The organism is Thauera sp. 63, assembly GCF_000310165.2.
GTDB lineage: Bacteria > Pseudomonadota > Gammaproteobacteria > Burkholderiales > Rhodocyclaceae > Thauera > Thauera humireducens.
Window position 1 is genome coordinate 381,508 of record NZ_AMXC01000001.1, and the last position, 15,960, is coordinate 397,467.

General features: G+C 69.0%; 18 protein-coding genes. 15 read left to right on the forward strand and 3 right to left on the reverse strand.

Annotated elements, in window-relative coordinates:
• Nucleotides 1-11: 11 nt before the first annotated feature.
• From C664_RS01900 to C664_RS01910, 3 genes are all read right to left on the reverse strand, one after another.
• Nucleotides 12-1,217: a molybdopterin molybdotransferase MoeA gene (locus C664_RS01900; RefSeq protein ID WP_004252072.1), complete on the reverse strand. Its 1,206-nt coding sequence runs from the start codon at nucleotides 1,215-1,217 to the stop codon at nucleotides 12-14.
• On the reverse strand, nucleotides 1,214-1,708 hold the full coding sequence (gene mobB / locus C664_RS01905; RefSeq protein WP_004252084.1) for a molybdopterin-guanine dinucleotide biosynthesis protein B: 495 nt from the start codon (nucleotides 1,706-1,708) through the stop codon (nucleotides 1,214-1,216). The genes C664_RS01900 and mobB overlap by 4 nt, the downstream gene beginning before the upstream one ends.
• A 100-nt stretch (nucleotides 1,709-1,808) precedes the next feature.
• Nucleotides 1,809-3,068 carry a sensor domain-containing diguanylate cyclase gene (locus C664_RS01910; RefSeq protein WP_038010517.1) on the reverse strand — a complete coding sequence of 420 codons (1,260 nt, stop codon included), beginning with the start codon at nucleotides 3,066-3,068 and terminating at the stop codon, nucleotides 1,809-1,811.
• A gap of 426 nt (nucleotides 3,069-3,494) precedes the next feature.
• Here C664_RS01910 and C664_RS01915 point away from each other — a divergent pair, with 426 nt between their 5' ends.
• The 15 genes from C664_RS01915 (at nucleotide 3,495) to C664_RS01985 (ending at nucleotide 15,960) form a co-directional block, all read left to right on the forward strand.
• Nucleotides 3,495-5,054: a phage tail sheath family protein gene (locus C664_RS01915; protein WP_004252093.1), complete on the forward strand. Its 1,560-nt coding sequence runs from the start codon at nucleotides 3,495-3,497 to the stop codon at nucleotides 5,052-5,054.
• Nucleotides 5,055-5,066: 12 nt separating this feature from the next.
• Complete coding sequence (locus C664_RS01920; RefSeq protein WP_004252095.1) at nucleotides 5,067-5,591, forward strand: phage tail protein; 525 nt, start codon at nucleotides 5,067-5,069, stop codon at nucleotides 5,589-5,591.
• Nucleotides 5,592-5,599: 8 nt separating this feature from the next.
• Entirely contained in the window at nucleotides 5,600-6,307 is a 708-nt protein-coding gene (locus C664_RS01925) for a hypothetical protein (protein ID WP_004252097.1), read from the forward strand.
• A gap of 587 nt (nucleotides 6,308-6,894) precedes the next feature.
• Entirely contained in the window at nucleotides 6,895-7,107 is a 213-nt protein-coding gene (locus C664_RS01930) for a hypothetical protein (protein ID WP_004252100.1), read from the forward strand.
• Nucleotides 7,104-8,414 (forward strand): DUF4255 domain-containing protein, encoded by a 1,311-nt coding sequence (locus C664_RS01935; RefSeq protein ID WP_004252102.1) that lies wholly within the window; start codon nucleotides 7,104-7,106, stop codon nucleotides 8,412-8,414. Before C664_RS01930 ends, C664_RS01935 begins: the two co-directional genes overlap by 4 nt.
• A complete protein-coding gene (locus tag C664_RS01940) occupies nucleotides 8,411-10,348 on the forward strand; it encodes an ATP-binding protein (protein WP_004252104.1) in 1,938 nt (645 codons plus the stop codon). Before C664_RS01935 ends, C664_RS01940 begins: the two co-directional genes overlap by 4 nt.
• An 8-nt stretch (nucleotides 10,349-10,356) precedes the next feature.
• Nucleotides 10,357-10,608 carry a hypothetical protein gene (locus C664_RS20770; protein ID WP_198291457.1) on the forward strand — a complete coding sequence of 84 codons (252 nt, stop codon included), beginning with the start codon at nucleotides 10,357-10,359 and terminating at the stop codon, nucleotides 10,606-10,608.
• Nucleotides 10,605-11,780 (forward strand): eCIS core domain-containing protein, encoded by a 1,176-nt coding sequence (locus C664_RS01950; protein ID WP_004252111.1) that lies wholly within the window; start codon nucleotides 10,605-10,607, stop codon nucleotides 11,778-11,780. The genes C664_RS20770 and C664_RS01950 overlap by 4 nt, the downstream gene beginning before the upstream one ends.
• A gap of 11 nt (nucleotides 11,781-11,791) precedes the next feature.
• Entirely contained in the window at nucleotides 11,792-12,208 is a 417-nt protein-coding gene (locus tag C664_RS01955) for a hypothetical protein (RefSeq protein ID WP_054963714.1), read from the forward strand.
• A complete protein-coding gene (locus C664_RS01960) occupies nucleotides 12,205-12,906 on the forward strand; it encodes a YkgJ family cysteine cluster protein (RefSeq protein WP_004252115.1) in 702 nt (233 codons plus the stop codon). Before C664_RS01955 ends, C664_RS01960 begins: the two co-directional genes overlap by 4 nt.
• Nucleotides 12,903-13,556: a hypothetical protein gene (locus C664_RS01965; protein WP_004252117.1), complete on the forward strand. Its 654-nt coding sequence runs from the start codon at nucleotides 12,903-12,905 to the stop codon at nucleotides 13,554-13,556. Before C664_RS01960 ends, C664_RS01965 begins: the two co-directional genes overlap by 4 nt.
• Nucleotides 13,553-13,915: a hypothetical protein gene (locus tag C664_RS01970; protein ID WP_004252120.1), complete on the forward strand. Its 363-nt coding sequence runs from the start codon at nucleotides 13,553-13,555 to the stop codon at nucleotides 13,913-13,915. The genes C664_RS01965 and C664_RS01970 overlap by 4 nt, the downstream gene beginning before the upstream one ends.
• Complete coding sequence (locus C664_RS01975; protein ID WP_038010520.1) at nucleotides 13,908-15,047, forward strand: hypothetical protein; 1,140 nt, start codon at nucleotides 13,908-13,910, stop codon at nucleotides 15,045-15,047. Before C664_RS01970 ends, C664_RS01975 begins: the two co-directional genes overlap by 8 nt.
• Nucleotides 15,044-15,553 (forward strand): phage baseplate assembly protein V, encoded by a 510-nt coding sequence (locus C664_RS01980; RefSeq protein WP_004252127.1) that lies wholly within the window; start codon nucleotides 15,044-15,046, stop codon nucleotides 15,551-15,553. The genes C664_RS01975 and C664_RS01980 overlap by 4 nt, the downstream gene beginning before the upstream one ends.
• 86 nt (nucleotides 15,554-15,639) lie before the next feature.
• Nucleotides 15,640-15,960, forward strand: a complete 321-nt coding sequence (locus tag C664_RS01985) for a hypothetical protein (protein ID WP_004252129.1) — start codon at nucleotides 15,640-15,642, stop codon at nucleotides 15,958-15,960.

Genomic DNA, 15,960 nt, shown 5'->3' on the forward strand with positions numbered 1-15,960 from the left:
CGATCTCGCGCTCAATGCAGCAGGTCGCCATAGGGCAGGAAGCGAACCTGTTCGCCCCACGCCACCGGCGTACCGGCCGGAATGTCGACCAGCCCGTTGGCCCAGACGGTGGAGTTGAGCGCTGCCGACCCCTGGTTGGCAAACAGCTCCACGCCGCCCTGGGCATTCATGCGCGCACGCAGGAACTCACGCCGGCGGTCGGGCCGGGGCCAGTCGAAATCGGCGCGCAGCATCAGCGACTGCGGCGCCACCTCGCGTACGCCCTGCGTCGCCAGCAGGAAGGGCCGCACCATCAGCAGAAAGGTGACGAAGCTCGACACCGGGTTGCCGGGCAGGCCGATGAAGGCCGCGCCGTGCACGCGGCCATAGGCCAGCGGCTTGCCGGGTTTCATTGCGATCTTCCACATGTCGAGGCTGCCTTCGGCCTCGACCGCCGGCTTGACGTGGTCCTCCTCCCCGACCGAAACGCCGCCGCTGGTGAGGATCAGGTCATGGCCTTCGGCGGCGCGGCGCAGCACATCGCGGGTCTGGTCGAGGCGGTCGGGCACGATGCCGAAGTCCTCGACCTCGCAGCCCAGCCCCACGAGCAGCGCGCGCAGCATGAAGCGGTTGGAGTTGTAGATGCCGCCGGGCGGCAAGGGCTCGCCCGGCATCACGAGCTCGCTTCCGGTGGAAAACACCGCCACCTTCAGGCGTCGATACACAGGCAGCTGCGCGGCGCCCACCGAGGCCGCCAGTGCCACGGCCTGCGGTGTGAGGCGCAGCCCGGCGGGCAGGACCTGCTCACCCTCGGCGATGTCCTCGCCCATCCGCCGCACGGCCTCGCCCGGCATGGGCACCGTATTGATCACCACATGCTCGCCGTCGTGCTCGCACAGCTCCTGCATCACCACGGTGTCGGCGCCCGGGGGTAGCGGCGCGCCGGTGAAGATGCGCGCCGCCGTGCCCGGCTGCAGTGCATGGCCAACGCTGCCGGCCGGAATGCGCTGGCTGACCGGCAGGCGAGTGCCAACGGCTGGCACGTCGGCCGCGCGCAGCGCGTAACCGTCCATGGCCGAGTTGTCCATCGGCGGCTGGTTGATCGTCGAGTTCAGCGCGACGGCAAGCACCCGGCCAGCGGCCACCATGGTGTCGACGTTCTCGATCTCGCGGACCGGACGGACGAAGCCGAGCAGCTTCTCGTAAGCCTCGTCGAAGGAAAGCATGTTGCCGTTCATTGGACATCCAGATAGTCGAGGATGAAGCCGGCGATGACGGCCGGCTCGTTGAGCGGGAGGCAGGGCAACGGACAGTCGAGCTCGGCGTCGCTCGCCACCGCCACCACGTGCGGATTCTCGGGCCACAGCGGCGATTTGCCGTGCGCTGGCCGATGGATCTCGATCTTGGGCACGGCCGCGGCCTTGTAGCCTTCGATCAGCACGAGGTCGCAGGGTTCGAGCAGACGCAGCTGTTCATCCAGCGTCGGCTCGGGAGCCCCGCGCAATTCGTGCATCAGCACCCAGCGGTCGTTGGAGAGCATCAGCACCTGGGTCGCGCCGGCTTCGCGATGGCGCCAGGAGTCCTTGCCCGGCTTGTCGAGATCGAAGCCGTGATGCGCATGCTTGATGACGGAGACGCGCAAGCCGCGCGCCGTGAACTCGGGTATCAGGCGTTCGACCAGGGTGGTCTTTCCCGAGCCGGACCAGCCGGCGAAACCGAAGACTTTCATCGAGAGTACAGACCCGCTGCCACGTGTGACAAAGCCGAAGGATACAACAGAGCCCCCGTCGACGCAGGCTGTCGGGCCGTGGACCGCCCCTCTCGCGCGCTCAGTCGGGCTGCGGCGCGATCGACAGCCGGTCGCGGCCACCACGCTTGGCCTGGTACAGCGCAGCGTCCGCGCGCGCGAAGAGCGCGTCCGTCATTTCGCCGGGCGCCAGCGTGGCGAGTCCCAAGGACAGGGTCACCTTGCCGACCTCACTGTCCCGATAGGCTGCGACGCGCGCACGAATGCGCTCGGCGAGATCGATCGCCGTGGCCTGCCGGCAGGCATCGAGCACGATCACGAACTCCTCGCCGCCCCAACGGATGACCGCGTCGTGGCCCCGAACCGACTGTCTCAGGATGCGGGAGATCTCGACCAAGATGCGGTCGCCGGCGGGATGGCCGAACCGGTCGTTGACCTGCTTGAAATGATCGACGTCGCACACGACCACGCTCAGCTGGCCGCCGTCGGTGCGCGCGTTGGCCGCCGCTTCCTCGAGCAGTTGCTCGCCGCGATGGCGGTTGTAGAGGCCGGTGAGCATGTCGCGGGTGGCCGCGTCGCGCAGGGTCTGCTCCATGTCGACCCGCTTCGAGATGTCCTTGCTCACGCTGACGTAATGCGTGACCCGTCCCTTCTCATCGCAGATCGGGGAGATGCTCTGTTCCGCGTGATAAAGCGATCCGTCGCGGCGCCGGTTGATGAAGGTCGCGCGGAAATCCCGCCCGCAGGCGAGCGAACGGCGCAAGGAGGCGTAGAAGGCCTCGTCATGCATGCCCGACTTGAACAGGGCCGGCGTGCGGCCGCGGACCTCCGCCGCCGAGTAGCCGTTGAGCTCGGTGAAGGCCGTGTTGGCAAAGATGATCCGCGCCTGCGCATCCGTTAGCAATACGGGGTCGCTGGTGGCGTCCAGCGCGCGGGCGAGAAGGTGATTCTCCCGCTCGGTGCGCACATGCTCGGAGATGTCCTGCTGCACCGAGATGAAATGCGTCAGCACGCCTTCGTCGTCGCGGACGGGCGAGATGTTCCATCGAACGATGTAGCTCGAGCCGTCCTTGCGATAGTTGGTCGCGGTGCCCTCGAAGAAGCGCGCCTCCCGCAGGCAGGTACGAAGGTCTTCGATCACTTCTGCATCCGTGTCGGGGCCCTGCAGCATGCTCAAGGTGCGCCCGCGCAATTCCTCCAGCGTGTAGCCCGTCATCGCGCAGAATGCCGGATTGGCGATCTGCACGCGGCAGCCGCCGGCAAGATCCGCATCGGTGATGACGATCGCGTTCCACGACTGCATGACGGCCGCCTGGAACAATTGCAGTTGTGAAGTGCTCATTGGCAATCGCGACAGGATTGAAAGGCCGCAAGCTTAACAGCCCGGGAGGGGCCCTGAGCACGCACGGACACACCCTGCGGGAGCCCGGACGTGTCGCAAACCTTGCGACGGATGGGGATGGACGCTCGTGTTACTCATATTCCATAAAATGCAACCGTATTTGCATTCGCAATCGCGTGATCTAGATTGGTAGCACTGACGGCCCCATTTGGGCAGTCGAGCAGCAGCACCGCGCATGAGGTCCTGTTTCTCCCGCTCGACCTGCAGGACTGGCACCCCATGCTGATTCCCGTACGACCCGCCAGGCAAGCATCCGTTGCCACCGGCGGGATCGATCGGGGTATTTCGAGGCCGGCCCCGCCAGCGCGCCCGATTCCCTGACGCATACGGCTCTGCCCGGCCCTGCCCAGCCGAGGAGTAGCGTCCATGCCGTCAGTCCTGAGTTACCCCGGGGTCTACATCGAGGAGATTCCGAGTGGCGTACGCACGATCACCGGTGTCGCCACGTCGATTACCGCCTTCATCGGTCGCGCCCTGCGCGGAGAGGTCGACCGCGCCATCCGTGTACAGAGTTTCGCCGAGTACAGCCGCCTGTTCGGCGGGCTGTCGCGCTCGAGCACGATGTCCTACGCGGTCAGTCACTTCTTCCAGCACGGTGGCCGTGATGCCCTGATCGTACGCGTGTTCAATGGCGATGCCGACACCGACACCGCGACGATCACGCTGGCGACCACCTCCGGCAACCTGGTACTCGAGGCCGCGAGCCCCGGCACCTGGGGCAATCGCCTGCGGGCGCGGGTCGACCATTTGACCCGAGACACGTCGGACACGCTGCTGTTCAACCTGACGGTGGAGGAACTCGACCGCGCCGGCGGCACCACCGTGGTCGCCTCGGAACCGTTCCGCAACGTCTCCGTCAGCCCGGGCAGCGCGCGCTTCGTGGATACGGTGCTGAAGGCGCAGTCCGCCCTCGTCAGGGTAAGGACATCCGCCCCGGCCGACGAGAGTCCGGTCGATGGCACGGCGAACGCCACGACCACCGCCACCGACGGCGGCGCCATCACCGACACCCAGATCGCCGGAGACCGCGACGCACGCACCGGGCTGTACGCGCTCGAGGCGGCGGACCTCTTCAACCTGCTGTGCATTCCGCCGCCCTCGTTCGTCGCCGACCTGGTGGCCGCGACCTGGGCGACTGCCGCCGCCTACTGCCAGGAACGGCGCGCGATGCTGATCATCGATGCGCCAGCCGCATGGACTGCGAACGCGAGCACCGCCATCGCGACCGCCGAAACCGGCGTCAACGGCCTGCGCGCTACGATCGGCAACGACGATGCGATCAACGCCGCAGCCTACTTCCCGCGCCTGCGCATGCCCGACCCGCTCAGCGAGAACCGCCTCGCCGACTTCGCCCCCTGCGGTGCGGTCGCCGGCATCATCGCCCGCACCGACGGCCAGCGCGGCGTGTGGAAGGCGCCGGCCGGCCTCGCGGCCTCGTTCTCCGGGGTGCAGGGCTTCACCTACACCATGACCGACGCGCAGAACGGCGTGCTCAACCCGGTCGGACTCAACTGCCTGCGCAGTTTCCCGGTCACCGGCCACCTGCTGTGGGGCGCACGCACGCTGGCCGGCGCCGATGCACTGGCGTCGGAATGGAAGTACCTGCCGGTCCGGCGGCTGGCGCTGTACATCGAGGAAAGCCTGTTCCGCGGCACGCAGTGGGTCGTGTTCGAGCCGAACGATTCGCCGCTGTGGGCACAGATCCGGCTCAACATCGGCGCCTTCATGCAGGACCTGTTCCGCCAGGGCGCCTTCCAGGGCAGCAGCCCGCGCGACGCCTATTTCGTCAAGTGCGACGCCGAAACCACCACCCAGAACGACATCGACCGCGGCGTCGTGAACATCCTGGTCGGCTTCGCGCCGCTCAAGCCGGCCGAGTTCGTCGTCATCAAGATCCAGCAGATGGCCGGACAGATCGAAGCCTAAGGAGAGACCGTCATGGCACAGTTCAGCGTCAACGCGCAGCGCTTCGATCCCTACAAGAACTTCAAATTCCGCGTCAAGTGGGATGGTCGCTACGTCGCCGGCATCAGCAAGGTGGGCGCCCTCAAGCGCAGCACCGAACTGGTCGAACACCGCGAGGGCGGCGACCCTTCGAGCTCGCGCAAGTCGCCGGGCCGCACCCGCTTCGATGCGATCACCCTCGAACGCGGCGTCACCCACGACCGCGAGTTCGAGCAGTGGGCGAACAAGGTGTGGAACTTCGGTTCTGGCCTCGGTGCGGAAGTCTCGCTCAAGGACTTCCGCAAGGACCTGATCATCGAGGTCTACAACGAGGCCGGCCAGCTGGCGATCGCCTACAAGGTGTATCGCTGCTGGGTCTCGGAGTACCAGGCCCTGCCCGATCTCGATGCCAACGCCAACGCGGTCGCGATCCAGACGATCAAGCTCGAGAACGAGGGCTGGGAGCGCGACTACGAGGTCGGCGAACCGACCGAGCCCAGCTTCAACGAACCGGCCTGAGCATCACCATGCCCGCCCTGAGCGCCGCACAACTGCTGTCGGTCTGGGAGCATGGCGCTCAGCGTCATCCGCTGGACCGCGCACTGCTGCTGTTCGCGGTGGCCGAGCCGGGTCTGGCGCCCGACGCGCTTGCCGATGCGCCGCTGGGCGTCTGCAATGCCGCGCTGATGCGGCTGCGGCGCGACTGTTTCGGCGCTGCGATCCCGGCCTGGAGCGACTGTCCAGCGTGCGGGGAACGCATGAGCTTCGAGCTCGACCTTGCGCAACTGCCGGCCATGACGCCGGTTCCCGATGTGGTCGAGGTCGAGGGGCATCGCTTCCGCTGCCCCGGAGCGCGTCAGCTGGCCGCGCTGGCCGACTGCCCGGACGCTGACGAAGCCGCGCGCCAGTTGCTCCTCGGCTGTGTCGCCGGGGACGCGCGACTGCCAGCGGACAACGCGATGATCGACCAGCTGCTGGTGCATGCGGAGCATGCCATCGAAGCAGCCGATCCCTGGGCCGATCTGGCGGTGGACTACCGGTGTCCCGCCTGCGGGCATGCGGGCGAGGCCGCCTTCGACATCGCCAGCTACCTGTGGGAGGAGATCGAAGCCCATGCCGGCAGGCTGCTCGACGAGGTTCATCTGCTGGCGAGCAGCTACGGCTGGCGCGAGGACGAGATCCTCGCCCTCGGTGACGTGCGACGGACCGCCTATCTCGCACGGGTGACGCCATGAGCGGATCGGGCGGAGGACTCTTCAGCCGGCTGGCAAGACGGGCCAGCGGGACGCGCGAACCACGCCTGCATGCGCCCGCACACCTGCCCTTTCATGCGCCGCCGTCGCTGGCGACGCCAGAGGAAACGCGTGACGCTTCTTCTGGAGCGCGTGCGGTTTCGGACGGCGCCGAAACAGCCGGACGCGTACGGATGGCCGGCGCGACGACGATCGCCGCACCGCAAGCCTTGTTTGCCCACGCTGGCGCAAACACGGGCCGGCGGGAATCCGTCGCCGCATCCGAGCGCGATGCGGCCGGCACCCTTGCAGCGTCGGCCATCGACCTCGCGCAGGGCCTTCCCGCCCCCTTGCTGGGCCCCATCGCGCGTGAGCCCGTCCGTTCAACAGAGCCTGCAGACGCCCCAGCGCAGTCACCCGGTGCTCGGTCGCCAGGCCGCGAGTCGAGCGGGCAAGCGACTGCCCGGCCTGCCGCACCCTTGCCGGAGGTCTCGGACCCGGCGTCGCGGCCTGCTTCAGCCGTCGCGCCTGGCGCCGGGACGTGGTCGCGCATCGCGCCTGCGCCACCGAAACCGGCGCGTGGCGGCGGAATGCGCGTGCCAGGCGCGTCGTCTGCATTCGATGCTCGCCCGCAACCCGGTCAGGCTGGTCCGGCGGCCACTGACGAAATCCACATCCACATCGGCCGCATCGAGGTGACGGCGGTGCAGGAAGCCGCCACCCCCAGGGCCCGCGAGCGCGCCGCCACGGCGCCGATGTCGCTCCAGGACTACCTCGATCGCCGCAACCGGGGTGGCGCATGAGCACCGCGCTCGCCATCGCCGGGGTCACCGCCGTGCTGCGCGACCGGCTCAACGACGGACTGGTCAACCACAACGTGGCGGGACTGATCGGCAACACGGTCACGGTCAGCGTACGCGCACCGGATCGCGTCGTGCCGGCCGACGGTGCCGAGTCGAGCCAGCTCAACCTGTTCCTGTATCGCGTCGCACCCAACGCTGCCTGGCGCAACGCCGGCCTCCCGGCCCACGATCCGGACGGACGCCATCGGGTCGGCAACCCGCCGCTGGCGCTCGACCTCAACTACCTGCTTTCTGCCTACAGTGGCGGCGACCTCCACGCGGAGATCCTGCTGGGCTACGCGATGCAGTTGCTGCACGAGTTCCCGGTCCTCACGCGCGAGATGATCCGTGCCGCGCTGACGCCCTCGCCTGACGTCGGCGTACTGCTGCCGCCGGCGCTGCGGGCACTGTCCGACTGCGGCCTCACCGACCAGCTCGAGATGTTGCGCATCACGCCGCTGACGATCGACACCGAGGAGGTGTCGCGCCTGTGGTCGGCGACACAGTCGAGTTTTCGGCCCAGCGCCGCCTACCAGGTCTCGGTGGTGCTGATCGAAGCGACCCGGTCTACGCGCGCGCCCCTGCCGGTGCTGACACGCGGCGAGCGCGACCCGGTTTCCGGGCGCGAACGCGGCGTGGTGGTGACCCCGGATCTCGTCCCGCCACTGCCCGCACTCGAGGCGGTGCTGCCCGCTGCCGGCCAGCCCGCGGCACGACTGGGCGAAGCCGTCACCCTGCAGGGCCACCACCTGGATGGCAGCGCACGCGAAGTGCTGCTCGCCAGCGAACGCTTCGCCGTGGCGGAGACCTTGCCGGCAAGTGGCGCCAGTGAATCCGGGCGCATGGTGTTCAGCATCCCCGCATCGCGCGCGGCCGATTTCCCGGTCGGTGTCTATGAAGCACGCGCGCGGCTCGTGCGCGCGGGCGAGCCGCGCCCGCGTGACAGCAATCGCCTCGGCTTCACCCTCGCCCCGGACATCACCAACCTGCCGCAAACCGTGGCACGCAACCCGGCGGGCGATGCCACCGTCACCATCACCTTCACGCCCGAGCTGCGCGCCGGGCAGCGCGCCACGCTCATTGTCGGCCAGCGCGAACTCGCCCCTCAGGCCTACACCGCGCCGACCGCCACCCTCGACTTCGTCATCGACAACGCCGAGACCGGCGCGCATCTCGTCCGGCTTCGCGTCGATGGCATCGACAGCCCGATCATCGACCACAGTGTCGTGCCACCCCGCTTCCTCGACCTTCGGCTGACGATCACATGAACGCGCCGCTCGACCTCGACTGGAGCACCGCCAACCAGCGACTGTTGGTACTCGAGTTCGCCCGCCTGCATGCCTTGCTGGGCGACGAGCCAGCCCGCGCCGACGAGCTCGATCGCCTGCAGGTCGAAGCCGACGCCCTTCGCGCCCGGCAGCCCGCGCCGCCGGCCATCGACGTGCTGGCGCAGCGCTTCGGCCTCAGCCCCTTCGAGCGCGACGTCGTCCTGCTGTGCGCCGGGTGCGAGATGGACGGCCTGCTCGCCGCACGCTGCGCCGAGGCCCAGGGGCAGACCGCCCCCTGGCCCAGCTTCGGCCTGGCATTGGCGGCACTGCCGGAGCCGCACTGGAGCGCGCTGGCGCCCCAGGGTCCGCTACGGACATGGCAACTGCTCTCGGTCGACGACGGCGCCGGACTGACGGGCGGCCGGCTGCGCATTACGGAGAACGTGCTGCACTTCCTCGCCGGCCTCGGTGCCCTCGACGCCCGCCTGGCCCCGCTGCTCGAACCGGTGTCCCCGCCAGCGCTGATGTGCCCTGAGCACGCCCTTCTGGTCGAACGCCTGCTCGCCTTGCAGGACGAGCGCGGTCGGCTGCCCGGCCCGATCGTCTTCCATGGCGACGACCCCGACGGCCAGCAGGACGTTGCCGTGGCGCTCGCCGAGCGCCTCGGCCTGAGCCTGTTCCGCCTGCGCGCAACAGACCTGCCGGCGAGCGCCACGGATCAGGACGCGCTCGCCCGCCTGTGGCAGCGCGATGCCATGCTGCTCGGCAGTGCGCTGTTGCTCACGCACGCGGAGGGCGCCCCTGCGGCGACGGTCGAGCGCTTCGTTGGCCGCAACAAGGGGTTCGGTCGCCTGATCTGCATTGCTGGACGCGCACCCGTGTTCGCGGACGCCGAAGCCTTCGCCGTCAACCACCCGGACGCACCGGCCCAATGCCGGCTATGGCGGCAGGCGCTCGCCGCGTACCGCCCCACCCTCAGCCCGACCCCCGCCTTCGATGCACTGGCCAGCCACTACCGGCTGAGCGCACGCCGCATCGCGGCACTTGCCGAACGGTCCGCGGCGATGCCCGACGATGTGCTGGCCACCCGGCTGCGCGGCGCATGCCGCAGCCAGGCGAGCGCCATGGGCTCGCTCGCGCAGGCCATCGAGCCGTGCGCGAGCTGGAACGACCTCATCCTGCCGGACGCCCAGCATCACGCCCTGCGGCAGATCGAGACGCACGTGCGCCATCGGCTCACGGTCCATCACGACTGGGGCTTTGCTGGCCGCGGCGCGCGCGGGCTGGGCATCGCCACGCTGTTCTGGGGCGATTCGGGCACCGGCAAGACAATGGCGGCCGAGGTGCTGGCCAACAGCCTGCAACTCGCGCTGTTCCGCATCGACCTGTCGGCGGTGGTCAGCAAATACATCGGCGAGACGGAGAAGAACCTGCGCCAGGTTTTCGATGCCGCCGAGGAGTCGGGCGCCATCCTGCTGTTCGACGAGGCCGATGCGCTGTTCGGCAAGCGCAGCGAGGTCAAGGACAGCCACGATCGCTACGCCAACATCGAGGTCAGCTACCTGCTGCAACGCATGGAGGCCTATCGCGGCCTCGCCATCCTGACGACCAACCACAAGACGGCGCTCGACCATGCCTTCGCCCGCCGCCTGCGTTTCGTCGTGCATTTTCCCTTCCCCGACGAGCGCCAGCGCGAAGCCCTGTGGCGCAGCGTGTTTCCATCGGCCACGCCGCTCGACGCGCTGGACTACGCGAAACTCGCCCGTCTCGCGGTGCCGGGCGGATCGATCCGCAACATCGCCCTCGCCGCCGCCTTCCTCGCCGCCGAGGCTGGCACCGCCGTGGGCATGGCGCACCTGCTGCATGCGGCCCATGCCGAAGCCGCCAAGCGCGACAAGCCGGTATCCGAAGCCGAGACGCGGGGGTGGCTATGAGCCGGCTCGTGCTCCACATCGACCGCCTGGTCCTGCACGGCATCGACCCGAAGGACGCCGAGGCACTGGTCAGTGCACTGCAAGCGGAACTGCAGCGCCAGCTCGGCACGAACGGCGAAGCCGACGCCCTTGCCGCACTGCGCGGGATCGTCGGCCGCAGCCGCATCAAGGCCCCACCGCTGCGGGTCGCCCGCGGCGCCCCGCCCGAAACACTCGGCCGCGCGCTCGCCGGCCCGATTCTGCGCGGAGTGAAATCATGAAGCACCACGCCCCCGCCCAAGCTATGCAGGACAACACGGCCGCCGCCCCTTTGCCCGCCCCCCTGCTCGAGCGCGCCGCCAGCGAGTCGGCCGAATCGATGCCGCACGCACTGCAGCATCGCATGCAGGCGCGCTTCGGCCACGACTTCGGCCACGTCCGCATCCATGCCGGCCCCGCCTCGGCCGCTGCCGCCGAGGCCCTCGGCGCACGCGCCTACACACTGGGCCGTGACGTGCATCTGGGGCGGGAGGTCCCGGCGCTGCCATCGGACGAACGCCAGCAACTGCTGGCACACGAGGCGATCCATACGGTGCAGCAGGGCGCCAGCGAGGTCCGCCCAAGCGCTGCCCTGGGCGTCAGCCGTCCCGACGACGCCGCCGAGCGCGAGGCGCATGCGCTGGCAGCGCACCTCGGCCACCCGCCCTCGCCTTCGCTGGCGCTGCGCGACCGTGTGCTGAGGCCGTCCCCCGCGCGCATCCAGCGCGCCGTGGCACCGCACATTCAGCGCGACCTCAAGGGCAAGCACTCGGTCAGGGACGGCCACTTCGACGTCAACCTCAAGACCGAATCCCACCCCGGCGCCAAGAACGGCATGAGCGGCACGATCAAGTTCACCGCCAGCGACAAGGCGCCGGACTCGAAGAACATCCGCCTGCTGCAGGTGGTTCGCGACCAGAACCTGGAAACCGGCAAGGAATATCAATGGACCGGCGACGAGGCGGACCGCAACAAGATGATGACGAAGGCCACGAAAGGCAGTGGATTCCGGTCTGGCTTCTTCGTCGACCACTCCGCTGCACTGGCGAACCCGAGGACATCGAAGGCGGATCCGGCCGTCTCGCCCTACTACCGCGATTACTGGCCGAACGCAGCCAGTAGCCAGGACGGCAGCAAGCAAGGCAAGACCGTCAAGGAAGCCTCCTTGTGGGACTACCCCGGCTCCTCAGGCAAACGCCGCTTCACGTTCGAGACGGCTGCCAAGGGGGCCGATACCGGCTACATCTTCGCGACGCTGCAGTGGGGCTTCACGATCAGCGATCCCGCCAAGGGCAAGGTCACCAACGAACATGCGAAGGCCTATCGCGGGCCGTCCCGCACCTTCGTCCGCGCCGTGTCGGCCTTCAACGAGTTCTACAAGAATCCGGGCGCATCGACCGCCCCCACCAAGTAGAGGGGGCGCTGATGAACGCGAGCACCCACCACGACAGCACAGGCCCTCGCCCAGGAGCGGTGCGCGTTGCCGAGCTACTGAAGCGCATCGACGCCGCCACGGACGAACTGCACGTCGACCGCACACCCGCCGCAAACGAGCTCGTCACCATCGGCCGCCCCGCCCTGCCCGGGCTGCTGAACCTGATGGCCTCATCCAACGGAGAGACCCGCCTGCACGCCCAGCGCGCTTTCGAGGGCATCCTGATGGCGGAGATGGGCTTCGTGCCGGGACGCGGCTTTTCCACCCCCGATGGTGAGGACCGCTTCCGCGCCTTATGGACCGGTCAGGGGAGCTACGACTGGGACGCGGACGAGGACGCACGCGAGCGCAGCCTCGCAGCCTGGCGGGCGTGGCTCGACATGGACAACCGCAGCGCTTCGCCATGAACGCACCCACGCCCCTCTCGCTACCCACGGCGCTTGCCGAGCTGGGCACCCAGCTCGAGCGCGGCAGTCTCTTCACCCACACCGCGCTGGGCGAGAACGCCGCGCGCCTGGCCGAGCTGCAGGCCATCGTGCATGGCCTGGCCGACACCCTGCTCGCACGCGGGCTCATCGATGCTGACGAACTCGCCGCGGCGATGCAGCGCGCGAACGACGAACTGCACGCGCGTGGCGAGCAGCTCGGCCCCGGCACGCGCATCCGTGTCGACGCGGACGACGCTGCACCGGCCCCCGAGGTCAGTGTCGACTGCGAAAGCCGCCTGCCGATCTGTCAGGCCGTGTGCTGCCGCCTGAACTTCGCACTGAGCGTGCCGGAGATCGAAGCCGGTCAGGTGCGCTGGGACCTCGGCCAACCCTACTTCATCCGCAAGCGCGAGGATGGCCACTGTGTCCACCACGATGCCGACACCCGGGCCTGCGACGTCTATGCCCATCGCCCCGGCGTCTGCCGGCGCTACAGCTGCGCGCACGACGAACGCATCTGGAGCGACTTCGAAGGCCGGGTATTGAACACGGACTGGATCGCCGCCCATCTGGACACCGCCACCCGCCCCCGCGCCGAAGCGGTACGCATGCACTTCATTCCGCGCCCCCCGACCGAAGCGGACGGCGCCGGCGACAACGAGGACGCCGCACCATGACCCTGTCCACATCCCCCCGCGTGGTCAAGGCCGGGCTGGTGCTGGTCGATCCGAAGTCGACCCAGGTCCGGCGCGTGATCGCGCTGCAATACAACCCGGAAAAGCTCACCCGAAGCCTGCAGATGCAAGGCATGGGCGAGCCGGTCGACCGCGCCGAGGCGCTGCGCCTGCGTGGTCCGGCGGTCGAGACCTTCCGCATCGAGGCCGAGATCGACGCGGCCGACCAGCTCGAGTTTCCCGATCGTCACGCCACCACCGTCGAGGCCGGCATCGCGCCGCAACTGGCGGTGCTCGAAGGGCTCGTCAATCCGGCCGCCGGCGATCTGCTCGCCTCGCGCGCGCTGGCTGCCGCCGGCACGCTCGAGATCGCGCCGATGGAGTCGGCGCTGGTGCTGTTCGTGTGGGGCGCCAACCGCATCGTGCCGGTGCGCGTCACCGATTTCTCCATCGTCGAGGAAGCCTTCGACCCCTCGCTCAACCCGATCAATGCCACCGTGACCCTCGGCCTGCGCAGCCTGTCGGTGGACGATCTCGGCTTCGATCACAAGGGCGGCGGGCTGTTCATGGCCTACCTGCAGTCGCGCGAGCGACTGGCGGGCAAGGCCGCCACCTTCGGCTTCGATGCCCTCGGGATAGGAGGACTGCCATGAGCGATCCGCTGAAAGCCTTCATGCAGGCCAACGCGCTGACCTCGCCCGCGTTCGCCCCCGACAGCCGCTACCACGGCCTCGACACCGCGCACTGGACGGGCGCGGACGGCGAGTCCGTCACCTATGTGCGCCGCCGCTTCATTCCGCCGCCCGAGCATTTCGCCACGCTGCAACATCACACCGTGGCCGTCGGCGACCGGGCGGACAACCTCGCCGCCCGCTACCTCGGCGACGCCGAGCAGTACTGGCGCCTGTGCGACGGCAACGGCGCGATGCGCCCGGACGAGCTCACCACCACGCTCGGCCGCCGCATCCGCATCACCCTGCCCACAGGCATACCGGGAGGCACGGATGTCTAGCGCCCTGCACCTGAGCCTGCTGATGGGCCCGATCGTTCCCGTGCCGGTCCCTGCGGCGCTGATCGACGCGTTCGACGAAGCGACGGTCACGCATGCCGCCGGCTCGGTGAGCGGCTTCCAGCTGCGCTTTCGCGTCCACAGCAAGTCCGCGCTGAACACAATCTTCCTCGTCGCCGTGGGTCAGAACACCAGCCTGGGCACGCCCCCGCTGCGGGTGGTGCTGATCGTGACGCTGAACGGTCGGCCGCAGCCGCTGTTCGACGGCGTCGTCACCCATGTCGAGGTCCAGTCCGGCCAGGACGGCCAGCCGGGCAGCATCACCGTGACCGGCGAGGATCTCACCAAGGTCATGGACCTGATCGACTTCAGCGGCCTGCCCTACCCGGCGATGCCGATCGAGGCACGGGTGGCGCTGATCTGTGCCAAGTACGCCGCGTTCGGCATCATCCCGCTGCCGATCCCGGCCCTGTTCCCCGACGTGCCGATCCCGATCGAACGCATCCCCGCGCAGCAGGGCACCGACCTCGCCTACCTGCGCGAACTCGCCGACGAGATCGGCCACGTGTTCTACATCGAGCCGGGCGAGGTGCCGATGACCAACGTGGCCTACTTCGGCCCGGAGATCAAGGTCGGTCCGCCCCAGCCCGCGCTCAACGTCGACATGGACGCCCACACCAACGTCGAGTCGCTGAACTTCAGCTTCGATCCGACCAAGGGCGTGCTCCCGGTCGTCTTCATCCAGAACGCCGCCACGCGGGCGCCGATCCCCATCCCGATCCCGAACCTGAATCCGCTGCAGCCTCCCCTCGGCCTGCTGCCGGCGCCCCTGGCGCGCCTGAAGATGATGAAGCAGACGGCCAAGATGAACCCGATGCAGGCCATCTCGGCCGGTCTGGCGGAGGCCAAGAACTCGCAGGACGCGGTGAGCGGACGCGGCGCACTCGACGTGCTGCGCTATGGCCGCATGCTGAAGGCGCGCCGGCTGGTGGGGGTGCGTGGCGCGGGCATCGCCTACGACGGGCTGTACTACGTGAGCAGCGTCACCAGCACGATCCGCCGCGGCCAGTTCCGTCAGAACTTCGAGCTGACGCGCAACGGGCTGATCTCCATCACGCCGAGGGTGCCGACATGAGCGAACGCTATTACGGCAAGTACCGGGGCATGGTGCTCAACAACATCGACCCGATGCAGCAGGGCCGGCTGCAGGTCCAGGTGCCGGATGTCGCCGGGCTGGCGCCGGCGTCGTGGGCCATGCCCTGTGTGCCGATCGCCGGGCTGCAGAACGGCATGGTCGCCCTGCCGGTGATCGGTTCCGGCGTATGGATCGAGTTCGAGCAGGGCAACCCGGAATTTCCGATCTGGGTCGGCTGCTTCTGGGGCAGCGCCGCCGAGATCCCTGCGCTGGCGCTGGCGACGCCGCCGGGCCTGCCGGCGATCACCTTCCAGACGCCGCTGCAGAACGGCCTGACCATCTCCGACCTCCCCGGCCCCACTGGCGGGATCATGCTCAAGAGCGCCACCGGGGCGACGCTGATCGTCAACGACACCGGCATCTACATCCAGAACGGCAAGGGCGCCTCGATCACGCTGCTGGGGCCCAGCGTGACGATCAACAACGGCGCATTGATGGTGACCTGAGATGAGACAGCCCCCACGCTCACGCTCTTCGCGGCCCCCCATGGGGGCGCAGGCCTCCCTTGCGGCGGCCCGGCGGGAGACCTGACATGCCCGGCCCTCTCCTCCACGCCGGCGCCAGCGTGCTGTGCGCCCACGGCGGCACCGCTTCCCCGACCCAGCCCAACCCGCGGGTGCTGGTCGGGGGCATGCCGACGGTGACGATCAGCGCGCCCTACGTAGTGGCCGGCTGCCCGTTCAACGTCTCCGGCGGCCCCTCGCCCTGCGTCAGCGCGCAGTGGGTGGTCGCGGCGCTGCGCGTCACCTCCGGCGGCCAGCCGCTGGTCCTGATGGACAGCCAGGCCCTGTGCGCCCCCAACGGCACGCCGCTGCTGCCGGTTTCGGCGCAGACACGCGTGATCGGGAGCTGA

Coding starts and splice junctions, on each gene's coding strand:
- C664_RS01900 (WP_004252072.1), bottom strand. CDS start 1,217: ATGAACGGCAACATGCTTTCCTTCGACGAGGCTTACGAGAAGCTGCTC.
- mobB (WP_004252084.1), bottom strand. CDS start 1,708: ATGAAAGTCTTCGGTTTCGCCGGCTGGTCCGGCTCGGGAAAGACCACC.
- C664_RS01910 (WP_038010517.1), bottom strand. CDS start 3,068: ATGAGCACTTCACAACTGCAATTGTTCCAGGCGGCCGTCATGCAGTCG.
- C664_RS01915 (WP_004252093.1), top strand. CDS start 3,495: ATGCCGTCAGTCCTGAGTTACCCCGGGGTCTACATCGAGGAGATTCCG.
- C664_RS01920 (WP_004252095.1), top strand. CDS start 5,067: ATGGCACAGTTCAGCGTCAACGCGCAGCGCTTCGATCCCTACAAGAAC.
- C664_RS01925 (WP_004252097.1), top strand. CDS start 5,600: ATGCCCGCCCTGAGCGCCGCACAACTGCTGTCGGTCTGGGAGCATGGC.
- C664_RS01930 (WP_004252100.1), top strand. CDS start 6,895: ATGCGCGTGCCAGGCGCGTCGTCTGCATTCGATGCTCGCCCGCAACCC.
- C664_RS01935 (WP_004252102.1), top strand. CDS start 7,104: ATGAGCACCGCGCTCGCCATCGCCGGGGTCACCGCCGTGCTGCGCGAC.
- C664_RS01940 (WP_004252104.1), top strand. CDS start 8,411: ATGAACGCGCCGCTCGACCTCGACTGGAGCACCGCCAACCAGCGACTG.
- C664_RS01950 (WP_004252111.1), top strand. CDS start 10,605: ATGAAGCACCACGCCCCCGCCCAAGCTATGCAGGACAACACGGCCGCC.
- C664_RS01955 (WP_054963714.1), top strand. CDS start 11,792: ATGAACGCGAGCACCCACCACGACAGCACAGGCCCTCGCCCAGGAGCG.
- C664_RS01960 (WP_004252115.1), top strand. CDS start 12,205: ATGAACGCACCCACGCCCCTCTCGCTACCCACGGCGCTTGCCGAGCTG.
- C664_RS01965 (WP_004252117.1), top strand. CDS start 12,903: ATGACCCTGTCCACATCCCCCCGCGTGGTCAAGGCCGGGCTGGTGCTG.
- C664_RS01970 (WP_004252120.1), top strand. CDS start 13,553: ATGAGCGATCCGCTGAAAGCCTTCATGCAGGCCAACGCGCTGACCTCG.
- C664_RS01975 (WP_038010520.1), top strand. CDS start 13,908: ATGTCTAGCGCCCTGCACCTGAGCCTGCTGATGGGCCCGATCGTTCCC.
- C664_RS01980 (WP_004252127.1), top strand. CDS start 15,044: ATGAGCGAACGCTATTACGGCAAGTACCGGGGCATGGTGCTCAACAAC.
- C664_RS01985 (WP_004252129.1), top strand. CDS start 15,640: ATGCCCGGCCCTCTCCTCCACGCCGGCGCCAGCGTGCTGTGCGCCCAC.